This window comes from Streptomyces antnestii, from assembly GCF_004005495.1.
GTDB lineage: Bacteria > Actinomycetota > Actinomycetes > Streptomycetales > Streptomycetaceae > Streptomyces > Streptomyces antnestii.
The window spans coordinates 294,922-320,701 of the sequence record NZ_RZYA01000005.1 but is presented as its reverse complement, the minus strand read 5'-3'; the positions used below and the strand labels follow the sequence as shown (position 1 = coordinate 320,701).

Sequence of the window (25,780 nt, the reverse complement as noted above, 5' to 3'; positions counted from 1 at the left end):
CGGGGTCAGGACCTCAGGAGCGCGGTCGCCCGGTGGCCACCGCGTAGAACGAGACCGCGGCCGCCGCTCCCACGTTGAGCGAGTCGACGCCGTGGGCCATGGGGATGCGGACCCATTCGTCGGCCGCGACGAGGGCCTGGGTGGAGAGGCCGTCGCCCTCGGCTCCGAGCATCAGGGCCACGCGGTCCATCGTGTGCGGGGCCACCTCGTCGAGGCTCTTCGCCTTCTCGTCGGGGGTGAGGGCCAGCAGGTTGAAGCCCGCCTCGCGCACCGACTCCAGGGACTTGGGCCAGGATTCGAGGCGCGCGTACGGCACGGAGAAGACCGCGCCCATGGAGACCTTCACCGAGCGGCGGTAGAGCGGGTCGGCGCAGTCCGGGGAGAGCAGGACGGCGTCCATGCCGAGGGCGGCCGCGCTGCGGAAGATGGCGCCGATGTTCGTGTGGTCGTTCACCGCCTCCATGACGACGACGCGGCGCGTGGTCGCGAGGAGTTCGCCGGCGGTGGGGAGCGGCTTGCGCTGCATGGAGGCGAGGGCGCCGCGGTGCACGTGGTAGCCGGTGACCTGCTCGGCGAGGTCGGGGCTCACGGCGTAGACCGGGGCCGGGACCTCGTCGATGACGTCCCGCATGACGTCGACCCACTTGGCGGAGAGCAGCATGGAGCGCATCTCGTACCCGGCCTGTTTCGCCCGTCTGATCACCTTCTCGCCCTCGGCGATGAACAGGCCCTCGGCGGGCTCGCGCCGGCGGCGGAGCTCTACGTCGGTCAGGCCGATGTAGTCGCGCAGGCGCGGGTCGTCGGGGTCTTCGATGGTGATGAGACCTTGAGGTTCAGCCACAGGTTGATACTGCCTTGTCCTGGGTGCGGTGCCAACGGCTCGGAGGCCACTTCTGTTACCGCTGGTTACGTGTGGGGGTTTCGCGGCTGGTCACGCGGCGGGCCGGGGGCCCACCGTGACCACGTCACCGATGACGATGACGGCTGGCGGGCGCACCTCGTGGGTACGGACGGCTTCCTCGACCGTCTCCAGGGTCGCGTCCACGCGGCGCTGGGCGGCCGTGGTGCCCTCCTGGATCAGCGCGACCGGCGTCCCGGCGGACCTGCCGTGCGCGATCAGGGTCTCGGCGATCCTGCCGATCTTGTCGACGCCCATCAGGACGACGAGGGTGCCGCGCAGCTTGGCGAGCGCCGGCCAGTCGACCAGCGAACGCTCGTCGTCAGGCGCGACATGACCGCTGACCACGGTGAACTCATGGGCGACGCCGCGGTGGGTGACCGGGATACCGGCCGCGCCGGGCACGGAGATCGAGCTGGAGATGCCGGGGACGACCGTGTACGGGACGCCCTCGGCCTCCAGGGCGATGGCCTCCTCCATGCCGCGCCCGAAGACGTACGGGTCGCCGCCCTTGAGGCGTACGACGGCCTTGCCCTGCTTGGCGTGCTCGATGAGGGCGTTGTTGATGGCCTCCTGGGCCATGAAGCGGCCGTACGGGATCTTCGCCGCGTCGATCACCTCGACGTGCGGCGGGAGTTCATCGAGGAGGTCGCGGGGGCCGAGGCGGTCCGCGATGACGACGTCGGCCTCGGCGAGGAGGCGGCGGCCGCGGACGGTGATCAGGTCGGGGTCGCCGGGTCCGCCGCCGACCAGGGACACCCCGGTGGCGCGGGTGCGGTGGTGCGGGGCGACGAGCGTGCCGTCGCGCAGGCCCTCCACGATCGCGTCCCGCACGGCCGCCGTGTGGCGGGGGTCGCGGCCGGCCGCGGAGGTGGTCAGGACGGCGACCGTGACGCCTTCGGAGCGGCCGGTGGCCGGGGTCCAGGCGGTGGCCGCGTCGGCGTCGTCGGAGCGCACGCACCAGACGCGGTGGCGCTCGGCCTCCGCGGACGCCGCCTCGTTCGCGGTGTGGTCGCCGGTGGCGATGAGGGCGTACCAGGCGTCGGCCAGGTCGCCGTCCGCGTACGGGCGCTTCGTCCAGGTGAGTTCGCCGCCGTCCGCCATGGCCTCCACCGAGGGGGTGGCGGTGGGCGAGATCAGGTGGATGTCGGCGCCCGCGGCGATGAGGGCCGGCAGGCGTCGCTGGGCGACCTGGCCGCCGCCGAGCACGACTACGCGGCGGCCGGTGAGACGGAGGCCTACGGGGTACGCGGGGTGTTCTGCGGCCATGGCGTGCGGCTCCTCGTGCGGGTGGCGCGTGTGACGGGTGATGCCTGTACGGGGGCTCGCTTCGGCGCTGGAGCGGGCCTTTGACGTGCGGTTATGTGTGAGGGTCAGACTACGGGGCGGGCACGGCGCTGTCGTCGCCGTGCCCGCCCCGTCCCGAATGGCGGGCTGCTTCTCCGTCCGGGGCTACTTCTCCGTGACGCCCGCGGAGTCGAACGTCGCCACCTCGTGCATCGCGCGGGCCGCGCTCTGGACGATCGGCAGGGCGAGCAGGGCGCCCGTCCCCTCGCCGAGGCGCAGGTCCAGGTCGATCAGCGGGCGCAGGCCCAGCTTGTTCAGGGCCGCCACGTGGCCGGGCTCCGCGCTGCGGTGACCGGCGATGCAGGCCGCGAGGACCTCGGGCGCGATGGCGCGCGCGACCAGGGCGGCCGCTCCCGCGCTGACGCCGTCCAGGATCACCGGGGTGCGCAGCGACGCGCCGCCGAGCAGAAGGCCGACCAGGGCCGCGTGCTCCAGGCCGCCGACCGCAGCGAGGACGCCGATCGGGTCGGCCGGGTCCGGCTGGTGCAGTTCGAGGGCGCGGCGGACGACCTCGACCTTGCGGGCGTGGGTCTCGTCGTTGATGCCCGTGCCGCGGCCGGTCACCTCGGACGGGTCGACGCCCGTGTAGACGGAGATCAGGGCGGCCGACGCCGTGGTGTTGGCGATGCCCATCTCACCGGTGAGGAGCGCCTTGTTGCCGGCGGCGACCAGGTCGCGGGCCGTCTCGATGCCGACCTCGACGGCCGCCTTGACGTCCTCGCGGCTGAGGGCGGGTCCCGTGGTCATGTCGGATGTGCCGGCGCGGACCTTGCGGGGCAGCAGGCCCGGGGTCGCCGGGAGTTCGCCGGCGACGCCCACGTCGATGACGCAGACCTCGGCGCCGACCTGGTTCGCGAACGCGTTGCAGACCGCGCCGCCGCCCAGGAAGTTGGCGACCATCTGGGCCGTGACCTCCTGCGGCCACGGGGTGACGCCCTGGGCGTGCACGCCGTGGTCGCCCGCGAAGATCGCGACGGCCGCGGGCTCCGGGATCGGCGGCGGGCACATCCGGGACAGACCGGAGAGCTGGGCCGAGATGATCTCCAGCATGCCGAGCGCGCCGGCCGGCTTGGTCATCCGCTTCTGCCGCTCCCACGCCTCGCCGAGCGCCTTCGCGTCCAGCGGGCGGATGTTGGAGACGGTCTCGGCGAGCAGGTCGTGCGGGTCCTCGCCGGGCAGGGCACGGCGGCCGTACGTCTCCTCGTGGACGACCCAGGACAGGGGGCGGCGCTTGGACCAGCCGGCCTGCATCAGCTCGGGCTCGGCCGGGAACTCGTCGACGTAGCCCACGCAGAGGTAGGCGACGACCTCGAGGTGGTCGGGCAGGCCGAGGGCGCGGACCATCTCGCGCTCGTCGAAGAAGCTGACCCAGCCGACGCCGAGGCCCTCGGCGCGGGCCGCGAGCCACAGGTTCTCGACCGCGAGCGCGGAGGAGTACGGGGCCATCTGCGGCTGCGTGTGGCGGCCGAGGGTGTGGCGGCCGCCGCGCGTCGGGTCGGCGGTGACGACGATGTTCACCGGGGTGTCGAGGATGGCCTCGATCTTCAGTTCCTTGAACTGCTTCGCGCGGCCCTTGGGCAGGGACTTGGCGTACGCGTCCTTCTGACGCATCGCCAGTTCGTGCATCGTGCGCCGGGTGTCGGCGGAGCGGATGACGACGAAGTCCCAGGGCTGCGAGTGTCCGACGGACGGCGCCGTGTGGGCGGCCTCCAGGACGCGCAGCAGCACCTCGTGCGGGATCGGGTCGCTGCGGAAGCCGTTACGGATGTCGCGGCGTTCGCGCATGACGCGCAGGACGGCCTCGCGCTCGGCGTCGTCGTAGCCGGGGGCAGCGGGGCCTGCGGGGGCGTCGTCGGGTGCGGTCTCGGCCGGGGCGTCGTCCTGGGCCGGGTCCTGGGCCGGGTCCTGGGCGACGTTCTGGGCCGGGTCCTGGGCGAGGTCCTGAGCCGGGTCCGCGTCGGCGGCCTGCTCGGCCGGGGCGGAGTCGCGGGGCGCGGGGACGAGGATCTCCGGCTCGCCCTCGGCGACGGCTTCTTCGGCCACGGGGGCCTGCGGTGCGTCGGGGGCGGCGGGGGTCTCGGTGGTCCCGGGGGTCCCGGTGTTGTCGGGGGTCCCGGTGTTGTCGGGGGTCCCGGTGGTGTCCTTGGTCCCGGTGGTGTCGGGGGCCGTCGCCTCGGGGGCGGCGGCCACGGGCTCGGCGGCGGTGGCCGTCGGCTCGGGCCCGGGCTCGTGCTCGGCGGCTTCAGGAAGCTCGGGGGTCACGGGTGCCTCGGCGGCCTCAGGGGACTCGGAGGTCTCGGGGGCCTCAGGGGACTCGGAGGTCTCGGGGGCCTGAGGAGCCTGAGCGGCCTCGGGCGTCTGAGGTGCCTGAGCGGTCTCGGGGGCCTGAGGAGTCTCGGCAGCCTGAGCGGGCTCCGGGGCGAGCTCGGCGGCGTCGACCGGTGCCACGGGGGCCTCGGCTGCCTCGTTCACCGCATTCGCCTCAGCGGCCTCCGGCGTCTCGGGGGCTTCGGGCGCCACATGCGGCTCGGCCGCGACATGCGCTTCGTCCGCCACCGGCGCCGCAGGCTGTGCCTGCTCCTGCGCCTGCACCTGGTTCGTCACCTGCGCCGCGTTCGTCACCTGTGCCGCGTCGTTGACGGCGGGCGCTTCGGGGTTCTGTGCTGTCTCGGTAACCACGTGGACTTCGTGTGCTTCTTGCGCTCGGGGGACCTGGTCCGCGTCGGGTGATTCGGGTGCCTCGGCCGCGGGCTCGGGCTCGGGCAGCGGCGGTACGACCATGTGCTGCGGCGGCGTCGGCGCCAGGTGCGGAGTGGTGGGGATCGTCCCCTCCACGGGCACGAACTGGCCGAGCGGCTGCGCCTGCTGGTCCAACGCACCGTCGGGGGCCTGCGGGAAGTGCTGACCCTGCGCCGCCTCGGGCGCGACGGCGAACTGTCCGGAATGCGGGTCGACGGGCAGCTCGCCCGGGTGCACGGCCGCCTGCTGGGGTCCGGCGTACGCGCCCGCCGCCTGCTGCGCCGCGAACTGGGCGCCCTCCGGGTCCTGCACCTGGGCGACCGGCGCGAACTGCACACCGTTCGGAGCCGAGGAGTAGTCCCCCGCGTACCCGGCCACAGCGGCCTGGTCCTCGGCGAACAGCCCCCCGTCGAGCTCCCCGGCGTACACCGGCACCCCGGCCGGGACGGCGAACTCCTGGGCGGCGACCTGGGCGTCGGCGCCGAGCGGCGGCAGCGGGGCCTGTGCATGCTGCGCGGCCTGCGCGTGCTGCGCCTCCTGCGGCACCTGGGCGAACACGGCGGCGTCACCGACGGTCTGCTGGGTCGGCGCGGCGGGTGTGACGGGAGTGGCGTCCGGGACGACCGTTTCTGCTGCGGCGGCCGCTCCGGCCTGCGCCGGGACCTGCGCCTCGGCGGGAGCCTCGTACGTCTGCTGCGGCGGCTGCGCGCCCCAGGGAGCGCCGCCCTGCGGCGGGATCTCACCGAGCTGCTGCGCCGGGGCGCCCGTCTCGTCGCGCGGGATGTCCAGGTACTCGGGTCCCGTGGTGGGCGGGCCCGCCTGACGGACCGGCACCGGGTGCGGCGGGGTGTGCGCGGGGCCGCGGTCGGCGAGCGAACGCACCGGGCTGCCCGTGCCGTCCGGCACCGGCGGACCCATGTGCAGCGGACGACGCGCGGGGCCGGGGTGCGGGGCGGGCGAGGCCCCCGGCACACGGACGCCGTTCAGGTCGACCTGCCCGCTGTCGCGGCCCGCCGTCTCGTGCGGGCCCGGCTCGTGCGGGGCGGGCATCGGGGCGGCCTGCGGCTCGCCCCAGGCGCCCTGCGAGCCCGGCATGAGCAGCAGATCGTCGTCTTCGGCGGGGGGTTCGGAGGGGTCGAGGTAGGTGTACGCACCCGGGGCGGGGACGCCCGGCTGTTCCACCGTGCCTGCGTTCTCCGGCAGCCCCTCGCCCGGAACCTGGCCGGTGTCGGTCATGCGTACCCCTCGCCCATCGGTTAGTGCTTCTTCGGCAGCCCCCGGCCGTCGGCCGGGGATGCGACCCCAGTGACCGGCGCGGCGCACCGACCGCCCGTCATGAAGAACGAGCGTGAGTGCCGTGCGGCACGAACCGGCTGAGGACAACAGGTATTGTCCCGGTCGGCCGGCTGCCACCGCACCTGGATCGGGCACGGCCCGCTGTGGACTACGCCACGTTGCGTGCCCTCCGGTCCTGCCGTACCACACGTACCCCAAAAGTGGCGCGTTTTCCGGACATTGACCGACGGAAAGCCGACCGTCCGGGTGCAGTACAACGATCGGCCAGCCTACCGCGCGCCCTGGAGCGACAGGGTCACGGGTTGCGGTCGGGCAGCTGGCCGGAGAGCAGGAACCCCACGGTCCGCTTCTTCTCGGTCCAGGCGCGAGTGTCCAGCTCGACGGACTGGAGGAGCGAGCACTCGACCTCGTAGCCGTGCTCCGTCAGGTCCCTGCCGATGAGTTCGGCGGCGTCGCGTGTCGCGGCGTGCGTCACGATGCGCCGGGGCCGCCGGTCCGCGACGGCGGACACGACCGCCACTCCCCCGCCCCCGACGCGTACGACATCGGGTTCGGGCAGGTCTTCGAGGATGTGCGGGGCCGTGCCGTGCACGATCTGCGGCTGAACTCCGAAGCGGCGGGCGGTGGCGAGGGTGCGGGCGCAGGCGTCGGGGTCCTGGTCGACGGCGATGACGGCGGCGCCGAACCGGGCGGCCTCCGTGGTGAACGCGCCGCCGCCGCAGCCGATGTCCCACACGAGGTCGCCCACGCGGGGCCCGGTGCGGGCGAGTTGGGCGGCGCGCAGCGGTTCGGTCTCACCCTCGCCGAGGCCGCCGCCGTACTCGGCGGCGGGCAGGGCCCAGCCGCGCGGGCCGGCCGAGGGGAGGCCGCCGGCGAGCCAGGCGCCGTCGTCCGGCGCGATGGCGGGGCCGCCGATGACGATGACGACGTTCGGGTCGCGCCAGGTGTGGTCAGCGGCCCGGTCGCTGGTCAGGACGGTCACCTGCTCGCGGTCCGTGCCGAGTTCCTCGCAGATGACGAAGGTGCGGTGGACGCCTTCGAGGAGCAGGCCGAGTTCGGCGGGGCCCGCGCCGGGTGAGGTGAGGACGGCGACCTTGGCGTGGGCGCGGCAGACGTTGACGGCGCGGCGCAGGGTGCGGCGGTGGGCGACGACGACCTGGGCGTCGTCCCAGGGCATGCCGGCGCGGGCGAAGGCCTGGGCGACGGAGGAGACGGCCGGGACCACTTCGACCTCGAGGCCGAACTCGGGTGCGCGCAGGGTGCGTACGACTCCGAAGAAGCCCGGGTCGCCGTCGGCGAGGACCACGGCGGTGCCGCGGTGGGCGGCGATGCGGCGGGCGGCGAGGGCCACGCTGCCGAGCCTGATCCGCTCGGCTCGGCCCGGCACCTCGGGGAGCGCGAGGTGGTGGGCCGCGCCCGCCACGAGGGTGGCGGCGCCGAGCGCGGAGCGTGCCGCCGCGGTCAGCGGCGAGCCGTCCCAGCCGATCACCGTGACCCGGTCGGCCATCGTCGTCAGTCTCCTGGGGGTTCTCGGGTTCTCGCGGGTCGAACGGGCTCGGTGAGCGTACCCGGCGGGTGCCGGCGTGGGACGTGGGGTCAGTTCCAGTCGGAGAAGGCGGTGTATCCACCGGTTTCGGCGAACTCGTCGCTGACCCCGTCGAGGTCCTCGGGGAGCAGGCTCCACACGATGAAGTCGGTCCGCAGCTCCTCCCAGCCGCCGTCCTCGGTACGCGTACGCGCTATGCACGCGTTCCGCAGGACGCCCTCGCTGATGCAGCCGATCTTCTGGGCGACCTGCTGGGACGCGGTGTTGTCGGCCGCGGTCCGCAGTTCCAGGCGCTCCATGCCCTCCTCGCGGAAGAGCCAGCGGGCGGTGGCGAGGGCGGCCTCGGACGCGTAGCCCTCACCGCGGGCCCAGGGCGCGATGATGTACGACAACTCGGTGGAGCGCACGTGCCAGTTCGTCTTGCCGAGCTGGACGATGCCGACGAGGCGCTGGGTGAGGAACTCGGTGACGGCCAGGTCGAGTCCGCGGCCCGCGACGCGCTCGGTGGGCGCGTACTCGGTGATCCAGGTGCGGGCCTGGTCCTCGGTGAAGGGCTGGGGGACGGAGGTCCACGCGGCGACCATCTCGTCGTTCATCATCTCGGCGAGGGCGGGGGCGTCTTCGTCCTCGAGGGCGCGCAGGACCAGCCGCTCCGTGCTGATGGAGATGTCCGGGAAACCCCGGGTACCCGTCGTCATGGCGCCGCTCCGTAACCTTCATGGCCTGGTGAAGTGCCCAGCATGCAGCATGAAGGCACGTAACTGCACCACGGGGTCCTCTCCCGGTGCGGAAGAGGACCCCGTGCGGTGCATCGTGGTCGATCGCGGTCACGCCGGCGTCACGGGCCGGCGCTCAGGCGGTCAGAACGAGGGCAGGACGGAGCCCTTGTACTTGTCCTCGATGAACTTCTTCACCTCGGGCGACGTCAGCAGCTTGGCGAGCTTCTTGACGCGCGGGTCGTTCTCGTTGCCCTTCTTGACGGCGAGAACGTTGTTGTACGCGTTGCCCTTCGTCTGCTCGAGGGCGAGGGCGTCCTTGGCGGGCTTGAGGCCGGCACCGATGGCGTAGTTGCCGTTGATCACCGCGCCGTCGACGTCCTGCAGGGAGCGCGGGGTCTGCGCCGCCTCGACCTCCTTGAACTGGAGGCCCTTCGGGTTCTTGGCGATGTCCTGCGGGGTGGCGGTGGCCTCCGAGCCCTTCTTCAGGCCGATGACACCGGTCGAGGCGAGGAAGCGCAGCGCACGGCTCTCGTTGTCCGCGTCGTTCGGAAGGGCGATGGTGCCGCCCTTCTTCAGCTCGTCGAGCTTCTTGAACTTCTTGGAGTAGAGGCCGAGCGGCTCCAGGTGAACGACCGCGACGGACGCGAGGTGCGTGCCGTTCTTCTTGTTGAAGTCGTTCAGGTACGGAACGGTCTGGAAGTAGTTGGCGTCGACCGAACCGTCCTCGGTGGCGTTGTTCGGCTGGACGTAGTCCGTGAACTCCTTGACCTCGAGGTTGAGGCCGGCCTTCTTCGCCAGGTGATCCTTGATGTAGTTCAGGATCTCGGCGTGCGGGACGGGGGTCGCGGCGACGACGAGCGGGTCGGACGCCTTGGCCTTGGTGTCGCTCTTGTCGGCTCCGCAGGCGCTCAGGCCCAGAGTGAGGGCGCCGGTGGCGAGGACAGCAGCAGCGATCTTGGTGGTGTTACGCACGAAAAGTGCCTTTCTCCATGGGTGGTGCAACCCGCCGGTTGGGACGGGGAGTCGGGGTTCAGCCGGTCTTGCCGGGGGTGGCGGTGGCGTCCGCGGTGACGGGGCCGCCGGGCAGGAACGCGGCGCGCTTACGGAAGCGGAACGGTTCGCCGCCCTTGCCGGCGCGGCGGTGCAGGACGCGGGCTCCGCTGTCGCCCGCGAACTGGACGACGGCGATGGCGATGGCGAGGATCGCCACGATGATCCACATCATCTGGGACTCGAAGCGCTGGTAGCCGTAGCGGATGGCGAGGTCACCGAGGCCGCCCGCGCCGACCGTGCCGGCCATGGCGGTGTAGCCGATGATGGCGACGACCGTCGTGGTGGTGGCCGAGATGAGCGAGGGCAGCGACTCGGGCACGAGGACCTTGCGGACGACGGTCCAGGTGTTGCCGCCCATCGACTGCACGGCCTCGACGAGGCCGCCGTCGACCTCGCGCACGGACGTCTCGACGAGGCGCGCGAAGAACGGGATGGCGCCGACGGCGAGCGGCACGATGGCGGCGTCGCGGCCGATCGTCGTGCCGACGATCCAGCGCGTGAAGCTCATCAGGGCGACCATCAGGATGATGAACGGCATCGACCGGACGATGTTCACGACCTGTCCGATGACCTTGTTCAGCACGGCGTTGTGGAGCAGCCCGCCGCGGTCGGTGAGGACCAGCAGGATGCCGAGCGGCAGGCCGACGACGACAGCGATCAGCGTGGACCAGCCGACCATGTAGAGGGTGTCCCAACACGCCTGGGACAGCAGCGGCTGCATCTCCGACCAGGTCACTTGGTGACACCTTCCTTGAGCAGTACGGGCTCCTGGGCCACGTTCTCGACGATCTCGACCTGGAGGCCCTGCTCGCGCAGGAAGCCGATCGGCACGACGTTGTCCTCGTAGCGGCCGGGCAGTTCGATGCGCATCCGGCCGACCTGCTTGCCGCCGACGGTGTCCATCGCGGCGCCCAGGATCGAGATGTCGATGTTGTACGTACGCGACAGCTGCGAGATGACCGGCTGGGTCGCGGACTCGCCGTGGAAGGTCACGTCGATGACGGTGCGGTCCTCGCCGGACGCGTCGCCGCTGACGGGGAACAGCGCGGCGGCGAGTTCGGAGCCGGGGGTCGCGAGGAGTTCGCTGACGGTGCCGGACTCGACGATCTGCCCGCCCTCCATGAGCGCGGCCGAGTCGCAGACCGTCTTGACGACGTCCATCTCGTGCGTGATGAGCAGGACGGTCAGGCCGAGCTGCCGGTTGAGGTCGCGCAGGAGCTCGAGGATGGAGCGGGTGGTCTCGGGGTCGAGGGCGCTGGTGGCCTCGTCGGAGAGCAGCACCTTCGGGTCGCCGGCCAGCGCGCGGGCGATGCCGACGCGCTGCTTCTGGCCGCCGGACAGCTGCGCCGGGTAGGACTTGGCCTTGTCGGCGAGACCGACGAGGTCGAGGAGTTCCAGCGCCTTGCGGGAGCGCGCCTGGCCCGAGTGGCCGAGGATTTCGAGCGGCAGCTCGACGTTGTCCTGGACGGTGCGCGAGGACAGCAGGTTGAAGTGCTGGAAGACCATGCCGATACGGCTGCGCGCCTCGCGCAGTTCCCGGCCGGCGCGGGCGCCGCGGCCTGCGAGGGCGGTGAGGTCCTGGCCCGCGACCGTCACCGTGCCGGAGGTGGGGCGCTCCAGGAGGTTGACGCAGCGGATGAGCGAGGACTTGCCGGCGCCGGACTGGCCGATGACGCCGAAGACCTCGCCCTCGCGTACGTGCAGATCGACGCCGTCGAGGGCGGTGACCTCTCGACCGCGCGAGCGGTAGACCTTGGTGAGGCCCTGGGTGGTGATCACTTGGATTCCGTCACTGTCGATTGCGCGGCGCGGGTGAGCGCCTGCGGCGGGCATTCATGGTCGGGATCGGCCTGGGCGCGGCACGGTTCTCGCTGTCGCGGTGGAACCTGGGGAGACTGTGCGCGGGGCGGGCCCGGTCACGCACCGAGAGGCACGGACAAGGCGCGGCTTTTCGCTTCGGGGCGCGAGGAGATCAGGCGATACAGGGGCCCTCAGAAGGCGCACATTCGACACATACAACGAGCACCGGGCGTCATCGTCGCCTCGGTCGCAAGGGTGCGGCTGCTCGTCGTGGTCATGCGAAAAGTAAAGCAGAAGTGAGGCTGGATCCCCGAACCGCTGTCCGAATAGCGGACATTCGTGGACGCCGTCGTTCCGCCGCCGGCTCCGCGTCCCGGACCCGCGTGGCCAGCACCGACACGGGCACACGCTCGTACGGCACCCGCCCGCGCGCCGGGCACCGTGTGGCCAACGCCACGGCGGGCGGGCCGGCCCGGGGCCGCGCGCACCGGACTTTTTGGGCCGTAATAGGGTCTGCGCATGCTTGATGCCCTGACGGTCGCGATCGCCGTCGCCGCGCTCGCGCTCGGCGCCTGGTGCGGCTTCGCCGCCTACCGCGACCAGCCGACCAAGGACTGGCACTTCATCGGCATGGCCGTGGTGTCACTGCTCGCCACCGTCCAGCTGATCGTCGGCATCGTGCAGCTGGCGCGCGGCGAGAAGCCGGAGCAGGGCACGACGATCTTCGTGGCCTATCTCCTCGGCGCGTTCGCGTGCGTCCCCGCGGCCGGCTTCATGTCGCTCGCGGAACGCACCCGCTGGGGTTCGGTGACGGCCGCCGCCGGCGGCATCGTGCTGGCCGTGCTGCAGGTGCGGCTCTACGACATCTGGGGAGGCTGAGGTGTCCGTGACCTCACAGAGCGAGAGCGGAAGCGGCGCCAAGCCGCAGAAGCTGACCAGCGGCCCGGGCACGCTCCTGGTGTGGCTGTACGGCGTGATGGTGGTCGGCGCGGTCTCGCGCTCGGCCGTCCAGATCTCGACGGACTTCGGCCACGCACCGCTCGCCTACTCGTTGTCGGCGCTCGCGGGCCTCGTCTACGGCTTCATCACGTACTCGCTCGTGCGCGGCGGGGAGACGGCCCGCAGGGCGGCGCTGGTGTGCTGCGCCGCCGAGCTCGTGGGCGTACTGACCGTGGGGACCTGGACGCTGGTGGACCCGTCGGCGTTCCCGGACGCCACGGTCTGGTCGGACTACGGCATGGGCTATCTGTTCATCCCGGTACTGCTTCCGGTGACCGCCATGTTCTGGCTCGGCAAGGCGCGCAGGGCTACGCGCTAGCCACGAAGGCGCCCGCTTCGGCGTCCTTGGAGAGCGTGACCAGGGTGAGCTTCTCGTCGACGCGCTTCGTGCCCACGGCCACATAGCCGTGCTTGCGGTAGAGGCGCAGGTTGTGCTCGCTGCGGTGGCCGGTGAACAGCTGGAAGCGCTTGGCGGCGCCGCCCGCGCCCAGCTTCGCCTCGACCGCGTCGAGCAGTCGTCCGCCCAGGCCGTGACGCTGCATGCGGGGGTGCACGACGAGCTTGCCGATCCGGGCGGTGCCGTCCGCGTCCACGCTCCCGCGGACCGCGGCCACGACCTCCTCCCCGAGCCGGGCCACCAGGACCGTGCCGCCCGCGAGTTCGGCCTTGACGGAGTCGAGGGGTTCCGTGAGCGGCTCGATGGAGTAGTCGCCGTAGAGCTCGGCCTCGCTCTGGTAGCAGAGGTACTGCAGTTTGAGGATCTTCTCGGCGTCCTGCTCGGTCGCCGCAGAGATGGTCACGCTCATGCCCATGTGTGCATGCCTCCCGCTCACCTGCCCAGCCGGTTGTCTATCGCTCCTTTCCCCAGGGTTCAGGAGCCGCAACCTCTGACGCCAGCATTCTGCGCAGGCATCCCAGACATCTGGAACGTTCCGGACCGAGGCTTCCCTGTGAGATACCCAACTCGCCCGCGATCTCCCGGTAGGTGAGGTCCCGCGGCGACAGGAACGCGGCCACGACGCGCGGGCAGCGCCCGGGGAGCCTGCGCACCGCGGCGTGCAGCGCGCGGTCGCGGTCACCGGTCAGCGCCCGCTGTTCCGGGCCGTGTTCGACGGCTTCGGCGGGCTCGCCGGCGTACGGGGTCTCGCGCAGCGCGGTGCGGCGGGTGCGGCGGGCCTCGGACCTGACTGTGGCGCTCGCCCAGGCGGCGGGGTCGGCGGGCGGGCCGTCCTTGTCGAGGCGTTCCAGGAGGCGCAGCCAGACGGCCTGTTCGAGGTCGCGGGGTTCGGTCGCGCCGGCGTGGGTCTCGGCCGAGACCTCGGCGGCGATCTCGGCGATGACGAGGGGGCGCAGGGTGTCGATGACCAGGTCGTACGTCATGCCGGACGGGACGCGGCCGCCCACGGGAACGGTTGCCGGGACGGCCGCGCGTCACCCCAACCAGGGCCGGAGTGCGCGGTGTTGACGCAGGTCAGGCCTGCCGGAAGTCCTCGCGGGCGAGGAGGGCCGTGTCGCAGTTGTCGGAGAAGACACCGTCGATGCCGGTCGCGAAGTAGGTCTTGAAGGCGCCGAACGCGTCGCCGTAGGCGTTCGGGTCGGTGCCCTTCTTGAAGTCCGCGGGCAGGAAGGTGTTCTCGTTGCGCATCGTGTACGGGTGCAGGATCAGGCCCGCCGCGTGCGCGTCCTTGACCAGCGTGGTGGGCGCCTGGAGCCTGCCGTCCTTGTCCTTGGGGATGACGAGGTCGAGGGTGGGGCCGATGCCCTGGGCGTAGGAGGCGATCTCCGCGAGGCCCTTGGGGGTGATGAGGTCGGCGACGGTGCGCGGGTCGCCGGCGTCCACGAAGTCGTAGGGGCGGGAGTTCGCCGACGACAGGAGCACCACGAGCGGGTTGCCCACCAGCTTGTCGAAGCGCTGGATGCTGGTCGGCTCGAAGGACTGGAGGAAGACCGGCGAGTTCTTCTTGTCGACGCCGTACTTGCGCAGCAGCGTGGCGACGCGCTCCTCAAGTCCGAGGCCGAGCTTGCGGAAGTAGGTGGGGTGCTTGGTCTCGACGTGGATCCACACCTCCTTGCCGCGCTCCTCGCTCTCCCGCTCCCGCCACTTCAGGACCTCTTCGAAGGTGGGGATCTCCCAGCGGCCGTCGTAGAGGGTGTTGCGCTGGCGGGTGGCCGGGATGCGCTCCTTGGCGCGCAGGGTCTTCAGCTCGGCGAGCGTGAAGTCCTCGGTGAACCAGCCGGTGGTGGCGACCCCGTCGAGGCTCTTGGTGGTCTTGCGGCCGGCGAACTCGGGGTGCGCGGAGACGTCGGTGGTCCCCCCGATCTCCGGCTCGTGACGGCATACGAGATGACCGTCCTTCGTGGGCACGAGGTCGCCCGCCTCGATGACGTCCGCCCCCATGTCCAGGGCGAGCGAGTACGAGCCGAAGGTGTGCTCCGGCCGGTAGCCGCTCGTGCCGCGGTGGGCGATGACGGTGGGCACGGGCAGGCTTCTGTAGCCACCGCCGCCGTGATTCCCGCCACTGACGCGCTCGTCCGCGCTCGCCGCGCCGGGGGCTCCCAGGACGGCTCCGCCCGCGCCGAGCATCGCCGCGCCCAGCACTGAACGGCGGCCGAGCTGTGACCCCCGGGACTCCTGAGACTTCCTGATCCCCATTGAGCACTCCTCCCACTTCACTGCCTTGCACCTGTCAAAGCGGGACTGATGGTAGGTGCACGGGAGTGACGAGTGGGAGACCTCGGACGGAACGGAAGGGTGATGCGGGGTGACTCCTGCGGGCCGCCTGACGGCCAACGGAGCGTAAACCCGGGTCAACACTGCGTATCCAGTGCGTGAACCCGATGTGCAACGGGCGGGGACCCGCGAGTATCGTCCTCACCTGCACAGACTTCAGCGCATCCGCCGCGGCTCAGGCCGCCACCCCTTGACCCGGAGGGCCCGTTGTCCCGTTTCGCGTTCATCAAGGCCGCGCTCTCACCGATCATGCGCCTGATGTTCCGCCCCCGGGTGGAGGGCGCCGAGAACATCCCCGGCACCGGCCCGGTCATCCTCGCGGGCAACCACCTGACGTTCATCGACTCGATCGTGCTGCCCATCGTCTGCGACCGTCAGGTGCTCTTCATCGGCAAGGACGAGTACGTCACCGGCAAGGGCCTCAAGGGCCGTGTCATGGCGTGGTTCTTCACCGGCGTCGGCATGATCCCCGTCGACCGGGACGGCGCGAACGGCGGCGTCGCGGCGCTCATGACGGGCCGTCGCGTCCTGGAGGAGGGCAAGGTCTTCGGCATCTACCCCGAGGGCACCCGCTCCCCCGACGGCCGGCTCTACCGCGGCCGCACCGGCATCGCCCGGCTCACCCTGATGACGGGCGCGCCCGTCGTCCCGTTCGCGATGATCGGCACGGACAAGCTGCAGCCGGGCGGCTCCGGCCTCCCGCGGCCCGGCCGCGTCACGGTCCGCTTCGGCGAGCCGATGGAGTTCTCCCGCTACGACGGCATGGGCCGCGACCGCTACGTGCTGCGCGCCGTGACGGACTCGGTGATGGCGGAGGTCATGCGCCTGTCCGGCCAGGAGTACGTGGACATGTACGCCACGAAGGCGAAGGCGGCGTGACCGCTCCGCTCAGGCGGACTTGATCCGCTCAGGCGGACTTGATCTGCTCAGGTGGACGTCGTCCGCTCAGGTGGACTTAAGAGGATGGGCCGCACCCGATCGGGTGCGGCCCATCCTCGTGTTTTTCCGTATGACACGTCTGGCCTACGGGTGTTCGACGCCGTCCTCGAGCTTCTGGCCGCGCAGCAGGAACCACGCCGCCAGCGCCGTCGCGAGGAGCACCGCCGCGCCGACACCCGACGCGGCCCGCAGTCCGTCGACGAACGCGTCCTGCGCCGACGCGAGGAGTTCACCCGCGGTGTGCGCAGGCAGCGCCGAGACCGACTCGACCGCGCCGCCCAGGGACTCGTGGGCGGCCGACGCCACCTCGGCCGGGGTGCCCGCCGGGGCGGTGAAGTCCCGGTAGACGCCCGTGACGATGGAGCCGAGCAGGGCGATGCCGAGGGCCGCGCCGAGTTCGTACGCCGTCTCGGAGACCGCGGAGGCGGCGCCCGCCTGCTCCTTCGGCACGCTGGAGAGGATCACGTCGGCCGTGACGGTGAACGAGAATCCGGCGCCGACGCCGACGACCAGGAGCACCGGGCCGAGCAGCGCGTAGCCGGTCGACTGGCTGAGCACCGTGAGCGCGGCGAGCGCGAGACCCACCGCCGCGAGACCGCCCGCCACGACGGACCGCACGGAGTACCGGCGCGCGACCGTGCCGGCGACGAGTCCGGCCGCCACCGCACCGATGGCGGCGGGCAGTTCGGCGAGTCCCGCCTCGAACGGGCCGCGCCCCTGCACCAGTTGCAGGAACTGCGAGAGGAAGAACACCAGGCCGGACAGGCCCAGGATGGTGAGCAGGTCGGCGAGGACCGCGGCCGAGAAGCCCCGGTGGCGGAACAGGCGCATGTCGAGCAGCGGCGAGGGCAGCGTGAGCTGACGGCGGACGAACCAGGTGAGGGCCGCGATGCCGAGCACGCCGGCCGCCGCCACTTCCACGCCGAAGCCGTGCGACGCGGCTTCCTTGATGGCGTAGACGACACCGATCACGCCGATGAGGGACAGGACGACGCTGATCAGGTCCCACGGGCCCGGCGCCGGATTCTTCGACTCGGGCAGGAGCTTGATGCCGACGAGGACGAGGACCGCCATCACCGGCAGGTTGATGAGGAAGACCGAGCCCCACCAGAAGTGTTCGAGCAGGAAACCGCCGACGACGGGGCCCACCGCCGCGCCGGCCGAGGCGGCCGCGCCCCAGATGCCGACGGCGAGGGAGCGCTCGCGCGGGTCGTGGAAGATGTTCCGGATCAGGGCGAGGGTCGAGGGCATCAGGGTGGCGCCCGCGACACCGAGCAACGCCCGGGCCAGGATCATCATTTCGGGTGTCGTCGCGTACGCGTTGAGCACCGAGACGGCACCGAACACGACGGCGCCGGTGAGCAGCAGCTTCTTGCGGCCGATGCGGTCACCGAGGCTGCCCATCGAGACGAGCAGACCCGCGATCACGAACGAGTAGACGTCACCGATCCACAGCAGCTGGGTGCCGGTCGGCTTCAGGTCCTCGCTGATGTACGGCGTCGCGAGACCGAGCACCGTCGCGTCGACCGCGACCAGGAGCACCGCGAGCACGAGGACGGAGAGCGCGAGCCATCGTCCTCGTCCGGGCCTCGGCTCCACCTCCGCCGCGAATGTGCGCTGGTGTGTGCTGGTCATGGTTCCACTCTCCGTCTGGCGCCGCCGAGCAACAGCTCGACGATCATGTGCTGGAAGTCCTTCGCGGCCACGCGGCCGTCCTGTACGGCCCAGGCGCCCCCGCCGATCAGGCAGTAGAGCGCCTCCGTGAGCCACGCGGGCGTCAGGTCGATCCGGAACTCGCCGCGCTCTTGTCCGCGCGTGAAAAGTCCCGCGATACGGGCGTCGAGCCGGGCCCAGCCCTCGTGCTGCGTGTCCCCCTCGAACAGCTGGTTCTCGGTGACGAGGAACGAGAGGAGTCCGGCCGCCGGCTCGATCTCTTTCACGAGCCTGCGTACGGCGTCGTCGGCGCTGCCCTCGTCGAGCCGGGCGGCGTCGAGCGCCGCCTCGCACTCCTGGATCCCCAGTTCCTCCAGGGCCCTGACGAGCGCGTCCCGGCCCGCGAAGTGCCGGTGCAGCGTGGCACGGCTGAGCCCGGCGGCCCGGGCCACCTCGTCCATCGTGGCGGTGGACTTACGCGTGAGCAGGGCGGCGGCGCTGCGCAGCACCTGTTCTCGGTCGACTGACATGAGACGAGGATAGCCCATGTGAGACATCTTTGTCTCATTGAGGGCATGGGTGTCCCATGGGGCGTCTCATGAGTGTCTCAAAGAGGGGTGGGGTTGTCGGTGCCGACAACGCAGTGTGGCCCGGCCCCCTGAAGGGCCGGGCCACACGAAAGACAGGTCAGATCACGACTTGGCGTCCGCCCACGCACGCTGCACGGCGAGGTCGTTCTTCACCTCGGCGAGCTGTACCGCGACGGCGGAGGGAGCGGTGCCACCGCGGCCGTTGCGCGAGGCGAGCGCGCCGGGGACGTTCAGGACCGTCCGCACCTCGGGCGTGAGGTGTTCGGAGATCTTCGCGAACTGGTCGTCGGTCAGCTGGTCGAGCTCGATGCCGTGCTGCTCGCACTCCTTGACGCACTCGCCGGCGACCTCGTGCGCGACCCGGAACGGCACGCCCTGCTTGACGAGCCATTCGGCGATGTCCGTGGCGAGCGAGAAGCCGGCCGGGGCGAGCTCCTCCATCCGCTCCCGGTTGACCGTGAGCGTGGCCATCATGCCGGTGAACGCGGGCAGCAGGACCTCGAGCTGGTCGCAGGAGTCGAAGACCGGCTCCTTGTCCTCCTGGAGGTCGCGGTTGTACGCGAGCGGGAGGGCCTTGAGCGTGGCCATGAGGCCGGTCAGGTTGCCGATCAGGCGGCCGGACTTGCCGCGGGCGAGCTCGGCGATGTCCGGGTTCTTCTTCTGCGGCATGATCGACGAGCCGGTGGAGAAGGCGTCGTGGAGGGTGACGAAGGAGAACTCCTTCGTGTTCCAGATGATGATCTCCTCGGCGATCCGGGAGAGGTTCACGCCGATCATCGCCGTGATGAAGGCGAACTCCGCGACGAAGTCCCGCGAGGCGGTGCCGTCGATCGAGTTGGCGGCGGAGCCGTGCTCGAAGCCGAGGTCCTTGGCGACGGCCTCCGGGTCGAGGCCGAGCGACGAACCGGCCAGGGCGCCGGAGCCGTACGGCGAGACCGCCGTGCGGGTGTCCCACTGCCGCAGCCGCTCGGCGTCCCGGGACAGGGACTGCACATGAGCCAGGACGTGGTGCGCGAACAGGACCGGCTGGGCGTGCTGGAGGTGCGTGCGGCCGGGCATGGCGACATCGGCGTGTGCCTCCGCGAGGCCGACGAGCGCCTCCTGGAGGTCGGCGACGAGACCGCCGATGACGCGCGCGTGGTCGCGCAGGTACATCCGGAAGAGCGTGGCGACCTGGTCGTTACGGGACCGGCCGGCGCGCAGCTTGCCGCCGAGGTCGGGGCCGAGGCGCTCCAGGAGGCCGCGTTCGAGGGCCGTGTGGACGTCCTCGTCGGCGATGGTCCCGACGAACGAGCCGTCCGCCACGTCGGCTTCGAGCTGGTCGAGGCCCGCGAGCATGCGGGTCAGCTCGTCCTCGGTGAGCAGGCCCGCCTTGTGCAGCACGCGCGCGTGGGCGCGGGAGCCGGCGATGTCGTACGGGGCGAGGCGCCAGTCGAAGTGGACCGAGGCGGAGAGTTTCGCCAGGGCCTCGGCGGGGCCGGCGGCGAACCGGCCGCCCCAGAGGCGGACATCGCCGGTGTTGCTGCTCACGGTTTGCTCCTAGATGTGCGTGGGGCGGGCGGGGTTTCTCTTCCCCGTCGCGCCCTGTCCCGTAACGGGTGTCCGGCGAGGTCGCGCTTCGCCGTGATCCGCGGGGACGACACCGGCCCTCCCCGCGTTGTGCATGAGTATGCATTCGACTGCATGATTCGTCAATCCGCCTCGAACCCGCACGCGACACCCCTGCCCCCGAAATTCTTAGACAGGCGAACGACTTGGCGTCGATAATCCAGAACCATGGGAAAGACCTACGAACGCATAGACGGCAGGCTCCGTACCTTCATCGAGGAACAGCCGATGTTCTTCACCGCGACCGCGCCCCTCTCCGAGGACGGCACGATCAACCTCTCCCCCAAGGGCCTCACGGGCTCCTTCGCGGTCGTCGACGAGCGGACCGTCGCCTACCTCGACTTCGCTGGCAGCAACGCCGAGACCATCGCGCACCTGCGCGAGAACGGCCGCATCACCCTCATGTGGTGCGCCTTCCAGGGCCCTCCGAACATCGTCCGGGTGCACGGCAGCGGAGAACCCGTCTTCCGTGACGACCCACGGTTCGGGGAACTGCTCGAACACTTCCCCGACATCGACCCGACCCGCCACGGCCTGCGCGCGATCATCGTCGTGACCGCCGACCTCATCCGCGACACCTGCGGATACGCGGTGCCCTTCATGTCGTACGACGAGGACCGCGACCTGCACGCGAAGCGGTTCGCGCGCGAGGACGACGCCTCCCTGAGCGCGTACTTCGAGAAGAAGGACCACATCGCGCACAGCATCGACGGGCTTCCCGGGCTGCCGCTCCCGCTGCCGCCCACTACCGTCTGACACATGCGCTCACGATCCGTCACCGTCGCCTGCGTCTCCGCGTTGACCGCCCTGCCGCTCCTGGGCGCGGCGCCGTCCGGCGGTCCCGCCCCGCTGCCCGCGCGGATGGCCGACACCGGCGGCGGCACCCAACTCGTCACCGCGCAGGCCGCCGGCACCGGCTCCACCACCGGCACCGTCACCTGGTGGGACCGGCGCGGCGGCCGATGGGTCGCGGCGGGTTCGGCGGCGGCGCGGTTCGGCGCGAAGGGCCTCACCGAGGGCGCCACACGCAAGCAGGGCACGTACACCACGCCCACGGGTCTGTACGGCCTGCCGTACGCCTTCGGGACCCGGCCCGCACCTGCCGGCACGGCCACCCCGTACCGGCCCGTGCACGAGGACTCCTGGTGGTGCCAGGACAACGACTCGCGGTCCTACAACCGCTGGACCGAGCCGCGTCCGGCCGACTGCCGCGCCGCCGAGTCGGAGCACCTGGTGTCGTACGCGGCCCAGTACGCCCACGCGTTCGTCGTCGGCTACAACTACGACCGGCCGGTGCGCGGGCGCGGGGCGGGGATCTTCCTGCACGTGAACGGGCGCGGGGCGACCGCCGGTTGTGTGTCCGTCCCGGCCGGCGCGATGCGGCGCATCCTGCGCTGGGCGGAGCCGGAGCGCCGGCCGCACCTCGCGATCGGCACGGACTCGGGCGCGACGGCGATCACCCGCTACTGAGGCGATCCCGCTACTGAGGCGATCACCCGCTACTGAGACGGAGAGGGCGCGTCCGGCAGACGGACCGTGAACACCGTCGCACCGGGCTCACTGCTCAGGGTGGCCGTCCCGCCATGGGCCTCCGCGACCGCCGTGACGATGGCGAGGCCGAGGCCCGTGCCGCCGCCCGCCCCGGCCGTCCGGGGCCGGTCCCCGTGGGTGAAGCGTTCGAAGATCCCGTCCTGGATCTCCTCCGGGACGCCGGGGCCGTCGTCCCGTACCGACAGCGCGACCCCGGATGCGTCGGTCTCGATGCGGGTGGTGACCAGGGTGCCGGGCGGGGTGTGCAGGCGGGCGTTGGCCAGGAGGTTGGCGACGGCCTGGTGCAGGCGGTGCGCGTCGCCCGTGACGGTGACCGGTTCCTCCGGGAGTTCCATGGCCCAGCGGTGGTCCGGGCCCGCCGCCCGCGCGTCGGTGACGGCGTCGAGGACGAGGCGCGTGAGGTCGACGGGTTCGCGTTCCAGGGGGCGGCCCGCGTCGAGGCGGGCGAGCAGGAGCAGGTCCTCGACCATGCCGCCCATCCGTCCGGACTCCGCGGCGATGCGCTCCAGTGCGCGGCGGACCTCCGCGGGTACGGGGCCCCGGTGCAGCAGGGCGAGTTCCGCGTGGCCGCGGATGGAGGCGACGGGAGTGCGCAGTTCGTGGCTGGCGTCGGCGGAGAAGCTGCGCAGGCGTTCCTCGGAGGCGTGCCGGCGGGTGAGCGCATCCTCGACGTGGCCCAGCATGCGGTTGAAGGCGGAGGCCACCTGGCCCACCTCGCTGCGCGGGTCGGACTCGGGGGCGCGCGGCGGCAGGGCCACCTCGCCGCTCGCGAGCGGCAGTTCGCTGACGCGGGTTGCGGTGGCGGCGACCCGGCTCAGCGGGCGCAGCGACCAGCGCACCCAGAGGGCGCCGGCGACGCCGGTGGCGGCCAGCGCGATCCCGAAGACGCCCGCCGCGACGAGTTCGAGGCGGTGCACGGCGGCTTCCACGGGCTCTGTCGGCAGGCCCGTGACGAGGACGTCGCCGTCCCTCCCCGTGAAGGCCGCGACGCGGTAGTGGTCCAGGGCCGACAGGCGGACGGTGTGCCCCTGCCCGTCGACGGGCAGGTGGGCGAGGGTTTCGCGGTCCGCGTCGGACAGGCGCACGCCCAGGTCGGCCGGGTCGGCGCCCGCCCGCACGACGGCGGCGCTGGTGACGGAGCCGTCGACGAGCCGGACGCCGAGGGTGCCTGTGGCCTGACGGCGGGTGTCGGCGTGCTCGTCCCCGTCGTGGTCGTCGGGCGTGCGGCCGCCGTGTTCGAGGCTGGCGGGCAGGGCGCTGCCCGCCTCGTGGAGCTGCTGGTCGAGCCGTCCGGTGAGGAAGCCCCGCAGCTCTACGACGGCGGCGACACCGACGGCCGCGCAGCTGATCGCGAGCAGCAGGACGAGCCCGGCGGTGAGGCGGGCGCGCAGGGTGCGCAGGACGCGGGGCACGCGCGGCATACGCGGCGTACGCGGCGTACGCGGCGTACGCGGCGTACGCGGCGTACGCGGGGGTTTCATCGGCCGGCCGGCTTCAGTACGTACCCGGTGCCCCGCACCGTGTGGATCATGGGTTCGCGGCCGGCGTCGATCTTCTTGCGGAGGTAGGAGACGTACAGCTCGACGACGTGGGCCTGGCCGCCGAAGTCGTAGGACCAGACGCGGTCGAGGAGCTGGGTCTTGCTGAGGACGCGGCGGGGGTTGCGCATCAGGCAGCGCAGGAGCTCGAACTCGGTGGGCGACAGGTCGATGCCCGTGCCGTCTCGCGTGACCTCGCGGGCGTCCTCGTCCATGACCAGGTCGCCGACGGTGAGCTGCGCGCTCTCGGCGAGTTCCCTGGTCATGCCGGCGCGGCGGAGGAGGCCGCGCAGCCGGGCGACCAGTTCCTCCAGGCTGAACGGCTTGGTCACGTAGTCGTCGCCGCCCGCCGTGATGCCGGCGACCCGGTCCTCGACGGTGTCCCGGGCCGTGAGGAAGAGCACGCAGACGTGCGGCTGCGCGGCGCGCAGCTCGCGCAGGACCGACAGGCCGTCGCGGTCCGGCAGCATGATGTCGAGGACGACGGCGTCGGGCTGGAAGTCGCGTCCCTCGCGCACGGCGTCGCGGCCGGTCCCGACCGTGCGGACGTCCCAGCCCTCGTAGCGCAGGACGCCGGTGACGACCTCGGCGATGTCGGGTTCGTCGTCGACGACGAGGACGCGCACGGGGGTGCCGTCGGGGCGGGTGAGTGCGGGGCGTTCGTTCGTCAGTGCGGGATGTTCGTTCATCTCGCCTCAAGAGTCTCTCGGTTTGCTGTGAGTTCGCTCTGAGGACCGGGCAGGGCCGGGCGTTCGGCGCCCGCTCAGAGCCCGCCCAGAGCCCGCTCGGCTCCCGTTCATAGCCCGCTCGGCTCCCGTTCAGAGCCCGCTCAGAGGTTCGGGCCGCAGAGTTGCGTTCTGTCCGGCCCGCCCGACCCCGATCCGAGAGGGAGCCGCTCCGGTGACCACCACGCACAGCCCCCCGCCGCTGAGCCACCGCGCCCCGCGTCCGGCGCGCCGCCGCTCCCCCGCGGTGCCGCTGCTGGCCGTCGCGGGCGCGGGCGGGGTGGCGGTGCTCGCCCTGTGGTGGCAGGGCACGGGCGTGGTGTCCGGCGCCGACGGGTGGCTGACGGGGGCGGGCCGGATCATGGGCCTGATGTGCGGCTACATGTGCGCGCTCCTCGTCGCCCTGATGGCGCGTGTGCCGCTTCTGGAGAAGGGGCTCGGCAGCGACAGGACGGCGCGCTGGCACGCGTCGGCCGGCCGCTGGACGGTCGGTCTGCTCGCCGGCCACATCATCTTGATCACTCTCGGCTACGCGGCGCAGAGCCGCAGCGACCCGGTGTCGGAGCTCGGCACGATCGTCCTCGACTACCCGGAGATGCTGAAGGGCACGGTGGGCGCGGCCGTGCTCCTGCTGGTGGGCTTCGTGTCGGCGCGGGCGGTGCGCCGCCGGATGCGGTACGAGACCTGGTACTACCTGCACGTCCTGACGTACGCGGCGATCTTCCTCGCGTTCGGGCACCAGCTGGCGCTCGGGGCCGACTTCGCGGGTGGGGCGGCGGCCCGCGCGGCCTGGTACGCCCTCTATCTGGGGGTGGCCGCGCTCGTGCTGTGGTTCCGGGTCCTCGTGCCGGTGCGGCTCAACGTCCGGCACCGGCTGCGCGTCGAGGCCGTCGTGCGGGAGGCGCCGGGGGTGACGTCGGTGTGGGTGAGCGGGCGGCGCCTCGAAGCCCTGGGCGCGGAGCCGGGCCAGTTCTTCCGCTGGCGCTTCCTGGCGCCCGGCATGTGGGCGGCCTCGCACCCGTACTCCCTGTCGGCGGTGCCACGCGGCGGGTTCCTGCGGATCACGGTGAAGGCGCTCGGCGACCACAGCGCGTCCGTCGCGGGCCTGGCGCGGGGCACGCGGGTGTGGGCGGAGGGGCCGTACGGGGCGCTCACGGCGGGGCTGCGGCGTTCGCGCCGGGTGCTGCTGCTCGCGGGCGGCACGGGCATCACGCCGCTGCGCACGCTCTTCGAGACGCTGCCGGCGGCGCCGGGCGATCTGACGCTGCTCTACCGGGCGCGCACCGCCGAGGAGCTGGCGCTGCGCGGCGAGCTGGAGTCGATAGCCGCCGGCCGCGGCGCCCGCCTGGTGTATGTGCTGAACGACGCCGACGGCACCCGGCCGGACGTCACGGCGGACGGGCTGCGCCGGATGCTCCCGGACATCGCGTCCCACGACGTGTACCTGTGCGGGCCGCACGGCCTCGCGCTCGCCTCGTACGACGCCCTGCGCGAGGCCGGGGTGCCCGCTTCCCGTGTCCACTACGAGTCCTTCGAGCTGTGAGCCGCGCCATGAGAGCCCATCCGATCCGCCGTACCGTCCTGACCTGCGTCGCGACCGTCTCCGTGACGACGCTGGCGCTGGCCCTCAAGCCGCACTCCCAGCCGGTCTCGGCGGCCCCGACCGTGACCAGGCCCCCGGCCGCGTCCGGCGGAACCGGGTCCGGGTCCGGGTCCGGCAACGGGTCCGGTGGCGCTTCTGGCAGCGCTTCCGGCAGCGCTTCCGGAAAGCGGACGCTCACCGGCGAGACCGTGCAGACGCGTTACGGCCCCGTCCAGGTCGAGATCACGATCGTCGGCTCGAAGATCACCGCCGCCCGCGCCGTCAGGACCCCGTCGGGCGACCGGCGCAGCCAGGACATCGCCTCGTCCTCGGTCCCGACCCTCGTGCAGGAGACCCTGGACGCCCAGAGCGCTCGGATCGACACGGTCTCGGGTGCCACGTTCACGAGCGAGGGCTATATGACGTCGCTGCAGAGCGCGCTGGACCAGGCCCGTGGGTGAGGCGG

23 protein-coding genes are annotated in these 25,780 nt (G+C 72.1%); 7 read left to right on the top strand and 16 right to left on the bottom strand.

Annotated features, from left to right (window positions below; translation table 11 throughout):
- Window positions 1–13: 13 nt before the first annotated feature.
- From EOT10_RS13915 to EOT10_RS13880, 8 genes are all read right to left on the bottom strand, one after another.
- The gene (locus EOT10_RS13915) at window positions 14–841 is read right to left on the bottom strand and encodes a TrmH family RNA methyltransferase (protein WP_127828478.1); all 828 of its coding nucleotides are present in this window, start codon (window positions 839–841) and stop codon (window positions 14–16) included.
- A gap of 90 nt (window positions 842–931) precedes the next feature.
- Window positions 932–2,167 (bottom strand): uroporphyrinogen-III C-methyltransferase, encoded by a 1,236-nt coding sequence (gene cobA, locus EOT10_RS13910; RefSeq protein ID WP_127828477.1) that lies wholly within the window; start codon window positions 2,165–2,167, stop codon window positions 932–934.
- 183 nt (window positions 2,168–2,350) lie between these two features.
- Window positions 2,351–6,220: a nicotinate-nucleotide--dimethylbenzimidazole phosphoribosyltransferase gene (gene cobT / locus EOT10_RS13905; RefSeq protein ID WP_127828476.1), complete on the bottom strand. Its 3,870-nt coding sequence runs from the start codon at window positions 6,218–6,220 to the stop codon at window positions 2,351–2,353.
- A 355-nt stretch (window positions 6,221–6,575) separates the two neighbouring features.
- Window positions 6,576–7,787 (bottom strand): precorrin-6y C5,15-methyltransferase (decarboxylating) subunit CbiE, encoded by a 1,212-nt coding sequence (cbiE, locus tag EOT10_RS13900; RefSeq protein WP_127828475.1) that lies wholly within the window; start codon window positions 7,785–7,787, stop codon window positions 6,576–6,578.
- An 89-nt stretch (window positions 7,788–7,876) separates the two neighbouring features.
- Complete coding sequence (locus tag EOT10_RS13895) at window positions 7,877–8,524, bottom strand: GNAT family N-acetyltransferase (RefSeq protein ID WP_127828474.1); 648 nt, start codon at window positions 8,522–8,524, stop codon at window positions 7,877–7,879.
- Between the two features lie 162 nt (window positions 8,525–8,686).
- Entirely contained in the window at window positions 8,687–9,517 is an 831-nt protein-coding gene (locus EOT10_RS13890) for a MetQ/NlpA family ABC transporter substrate-binding protein (RefSeq protein ID WP_127828473.1), read from the bottom strand.
- A 58-nt stretch (window positions 9,518–9,575) separates the two neighbouring features.
- The gene (locus EOT10_RS13885) at window positions 9,576–10,334 is read right to left on the bottom strand and encodes a methionine ABC transporter permease (protein WP_223280966.1); all 759 of its coding nucleotides are present in this window, start codon (window positions 10,332–10,334) and stop codon (window positions 9,576–9,578) included.
- Window positions 10,331–11,377, bottom strand: coding sequence for a methionine ABC transporter ATP-binding protein (locus EOT10_RS13880; RefSeq protein WP_127828472.1), 1,047 nt, complete (start codon window positions 11,375–11,377; stop codon window positions 10,331–10,333). The genes EOT10_RS13885 and EOT10_RS13880 overlap by 4 nt, the downstream gene beginning before the upstream one ends.
- A 540-nt stretch (window positions 11,378–11,917) precedes the next feature.
- Here EOT10_RS13880 and EOT10_RS13875 point away from each other — a divergent pair.
- The gene (locus EOT10_RS13875) at window positions 11,918–12,277 is read left to right on the top strand and encodes a hypothetical protein (RefSeq protein ID WP_127828471.1); all 360 of its coding nucleotides are present in this window, start codon (window positions 11,918–11,920) and stop codon (window positions 12,275–12,277) included.
- Window position 12,278: 1 nt separating this feature from the next.
- Window positions 12,279–12,716, top strand: a complete 438-nt coding sequence (locus EOT10_RS13870) for a hypothetical protein (RefSeq protein WP_223280965.1) — start codon at window positions 12,279–12,281, stop codon at window positions 12,714–12,716.
- On the opposite strand, the gene EOT10_RS13865 is transcribed toward EOT10_RS13870, so the two are convergent.
- The 3 genes from EOT10_RS13865 to EOT10_RS13855 form a co-directional block, all read right to left on the bottom strand.
- Complete coding sequence (locus EOT10_RS13865) at window positions 12,706–13,209, bottom strand: GNAT family N-acetyltransferase (RefSeq protein ID WP_127828470.1); 504 nt, start codon at window positions 13,207–13,209, stop codon at window positions 12,706–12,708. The two genes, EOT10_RS13870 and EOT10_RS13865, sit on opposite strands and share 11 nt — an antisense overlap.
- A 37-nt stretch (window positions 13,210–13,246) precedes the next feature.
- Window positions 13,247–13,777, bottom strand: coding sequence for a sigma-70 family RNA polymerase sigma factor (locus EOT10_RS13860; RefSeq protein ID WP_127828615.1), 531 nt, complete (start codon window positions 13,775–13,777; stop codon window positions 13,247–13,249).
- Between the two features lie 91 nt (window positions 13,778–13,868).
- Entirely contained in the window at window positions 13,869–15,050 is a 1,182-nt protein-coding gene (locus EOT10_RS13855; RefSeq protein WP_127828469.1) for a glycerophosphodiester phosphodiesterase, read from the bottom strand.
- Between the two features lie 327 nt (window positions 15,051–15,377).
- On the opposite strand from EOT10_RS13855, the gene EOT10_RS13850 reads away from it, so the two are divergent.
- Window positions 15,378–16,007: a lysophospholipid acyltransferase family protein gene (locus EOT10_RS13850; protein WP_127828614.1), complete on the top strand. Its 630-nt coding sequence runs from the start codon at window positions 15,378–15,380 to the stop codon at window positions 16,005–16,007.
- Between the two features lie 144 nt (window positions 16,008–16,151).
- Here EOT10_RS13850 and EOT10_RS13845 read toward each other — a convergent pair whose 3' ends face one another.
- The 3 genes from EOT10_RS13845 to argH form a co-directional block, all read right to left on the bottom strand.
- On the bottom strand, window positions 16,152–17,702 hold the full coding sequence (locus EOT10_RS13845) for an MFS transporter (protein WP_127828468.1): 1,551 nt from the start codon (window positions 17,700–17,702) through the stop codon (window positions 16,152–16,154).
- On the bottom strand, window positions 17,699–18,250 hold the full coding sequence (locus EOT10_RS13840) for a TetR/AcrR family transcriptional regulator (protein WP_223280964.1): 552 nt from the start codon (window positions 18,248–18,250) through the stop codon (window positions 17,699–17,701). The genes EOT10_RS13845 and EOT10_RS13840 overlap by 4 nt, the downstream gene beginning before the upstream one ends.
- 162 nt (window positions 18,251–18,412) lie before the next feature.
- Entirely contained in the window at window positions 18,413–19,840 is a 1,428-nt protein-coding gene (gene argH, locus EOT10_RS13835) for an argininosuccinate lyase (protein WP_127828466.1), read from the bottom strand.
- A gap of 246 nt (window positions 19,841–20,086) precedes the next feature.
- Here argH and EOT10_RS13830 point away from each other — a divergent pair, with 246 nt between their 5' ends.
- Window positions 20,087–20,674 carry a pyridoxamine 5'-phosphate oxidase family protein gene (locus EOT10_RS13830; RefSeq protein ID WP_127828465.1) on the top strand — a complete coding sequence of 196 codons (588 nt, stop codon included), beginning with the start codon at window positions 20,087–20,089 and terminating at the stop codon, window positions 20,672–20,674.
- A 3-nt stretch (window positions 20,675–20,677) separates the two neighbouring features.
- Window positions 20,678–21,388: a L,D-transpeptidase family protein gene (locus tag EOT10_RS13825; protein ID WP_127828464.1), complete on the top strand. Its 711-nt coding sequence runs from the start codon at window positions 20,678–20,680 to the stop codon at window positions 21,386–21,388.
- A gap of 29 nt (window positions 21,389–21,417) precedes the next feature.
- On the opposite strand, the gene EOT10_RS13820 is transcribed toward EOT10_RS13825, so the two are convergent.
- Both EOT10_RS13820 and EOT10_RS13815 read right to left on the bottom strand, forming a co-directional pair.
- Window positions 21,418–22,890, bottom strand: coding sequence for a sensor histidine kinase (locus EOT10_RS13820; RefSeq protein ID WP_127828463.1), 1,473 nt, complete (start codon window positions 22,888–22,890; stop codon window positions 21,418–21,420).
- 56 nt (window positions 22,891–22,946) lie between these two features.
- Window positions 22,947–23,696: a response regulator transcription factor gene (locus EOT10_RS13815; protein WP_127828462.1), complete on the bottom strand. Its 750-nt coding sequence runs from the start codon at window positions 23,694–23,696 to the stop codon at window positions 22,947–22,949.
- A gap of 211 nt (window positions 23,697–23,907) precedes the next feature.
- Between EOT10_RS13815 and EOT10_RS13810 the strand changes: the two genes are divergently transcribed.
- Window positions 23,908–25,275, top strand: a complete 1,368-nt coding sequence (locus tag EOT10_RS13810) for a ferredoxin reductase family protein (RefSeq protein ID WP_223280963.1) — start codon at window positions 23,908–23,910, stop codon at window positions 25,273–25,275.
- Between the two features lie 8 nt (window positions 25,276–25,283).
- On the top strand, window positions 25,284–25,775 hold the full coding sequence (locus EOT10_RS13805) for an FMN-binding protein (protein ID WP_127828461.1): 492 nt from the start codon (window positions 25,284–25,286) through the stop codon (window positions 25,773–25,775).
- Window positions 25,776–25,780: the final 5 nt, after the last annotated feature.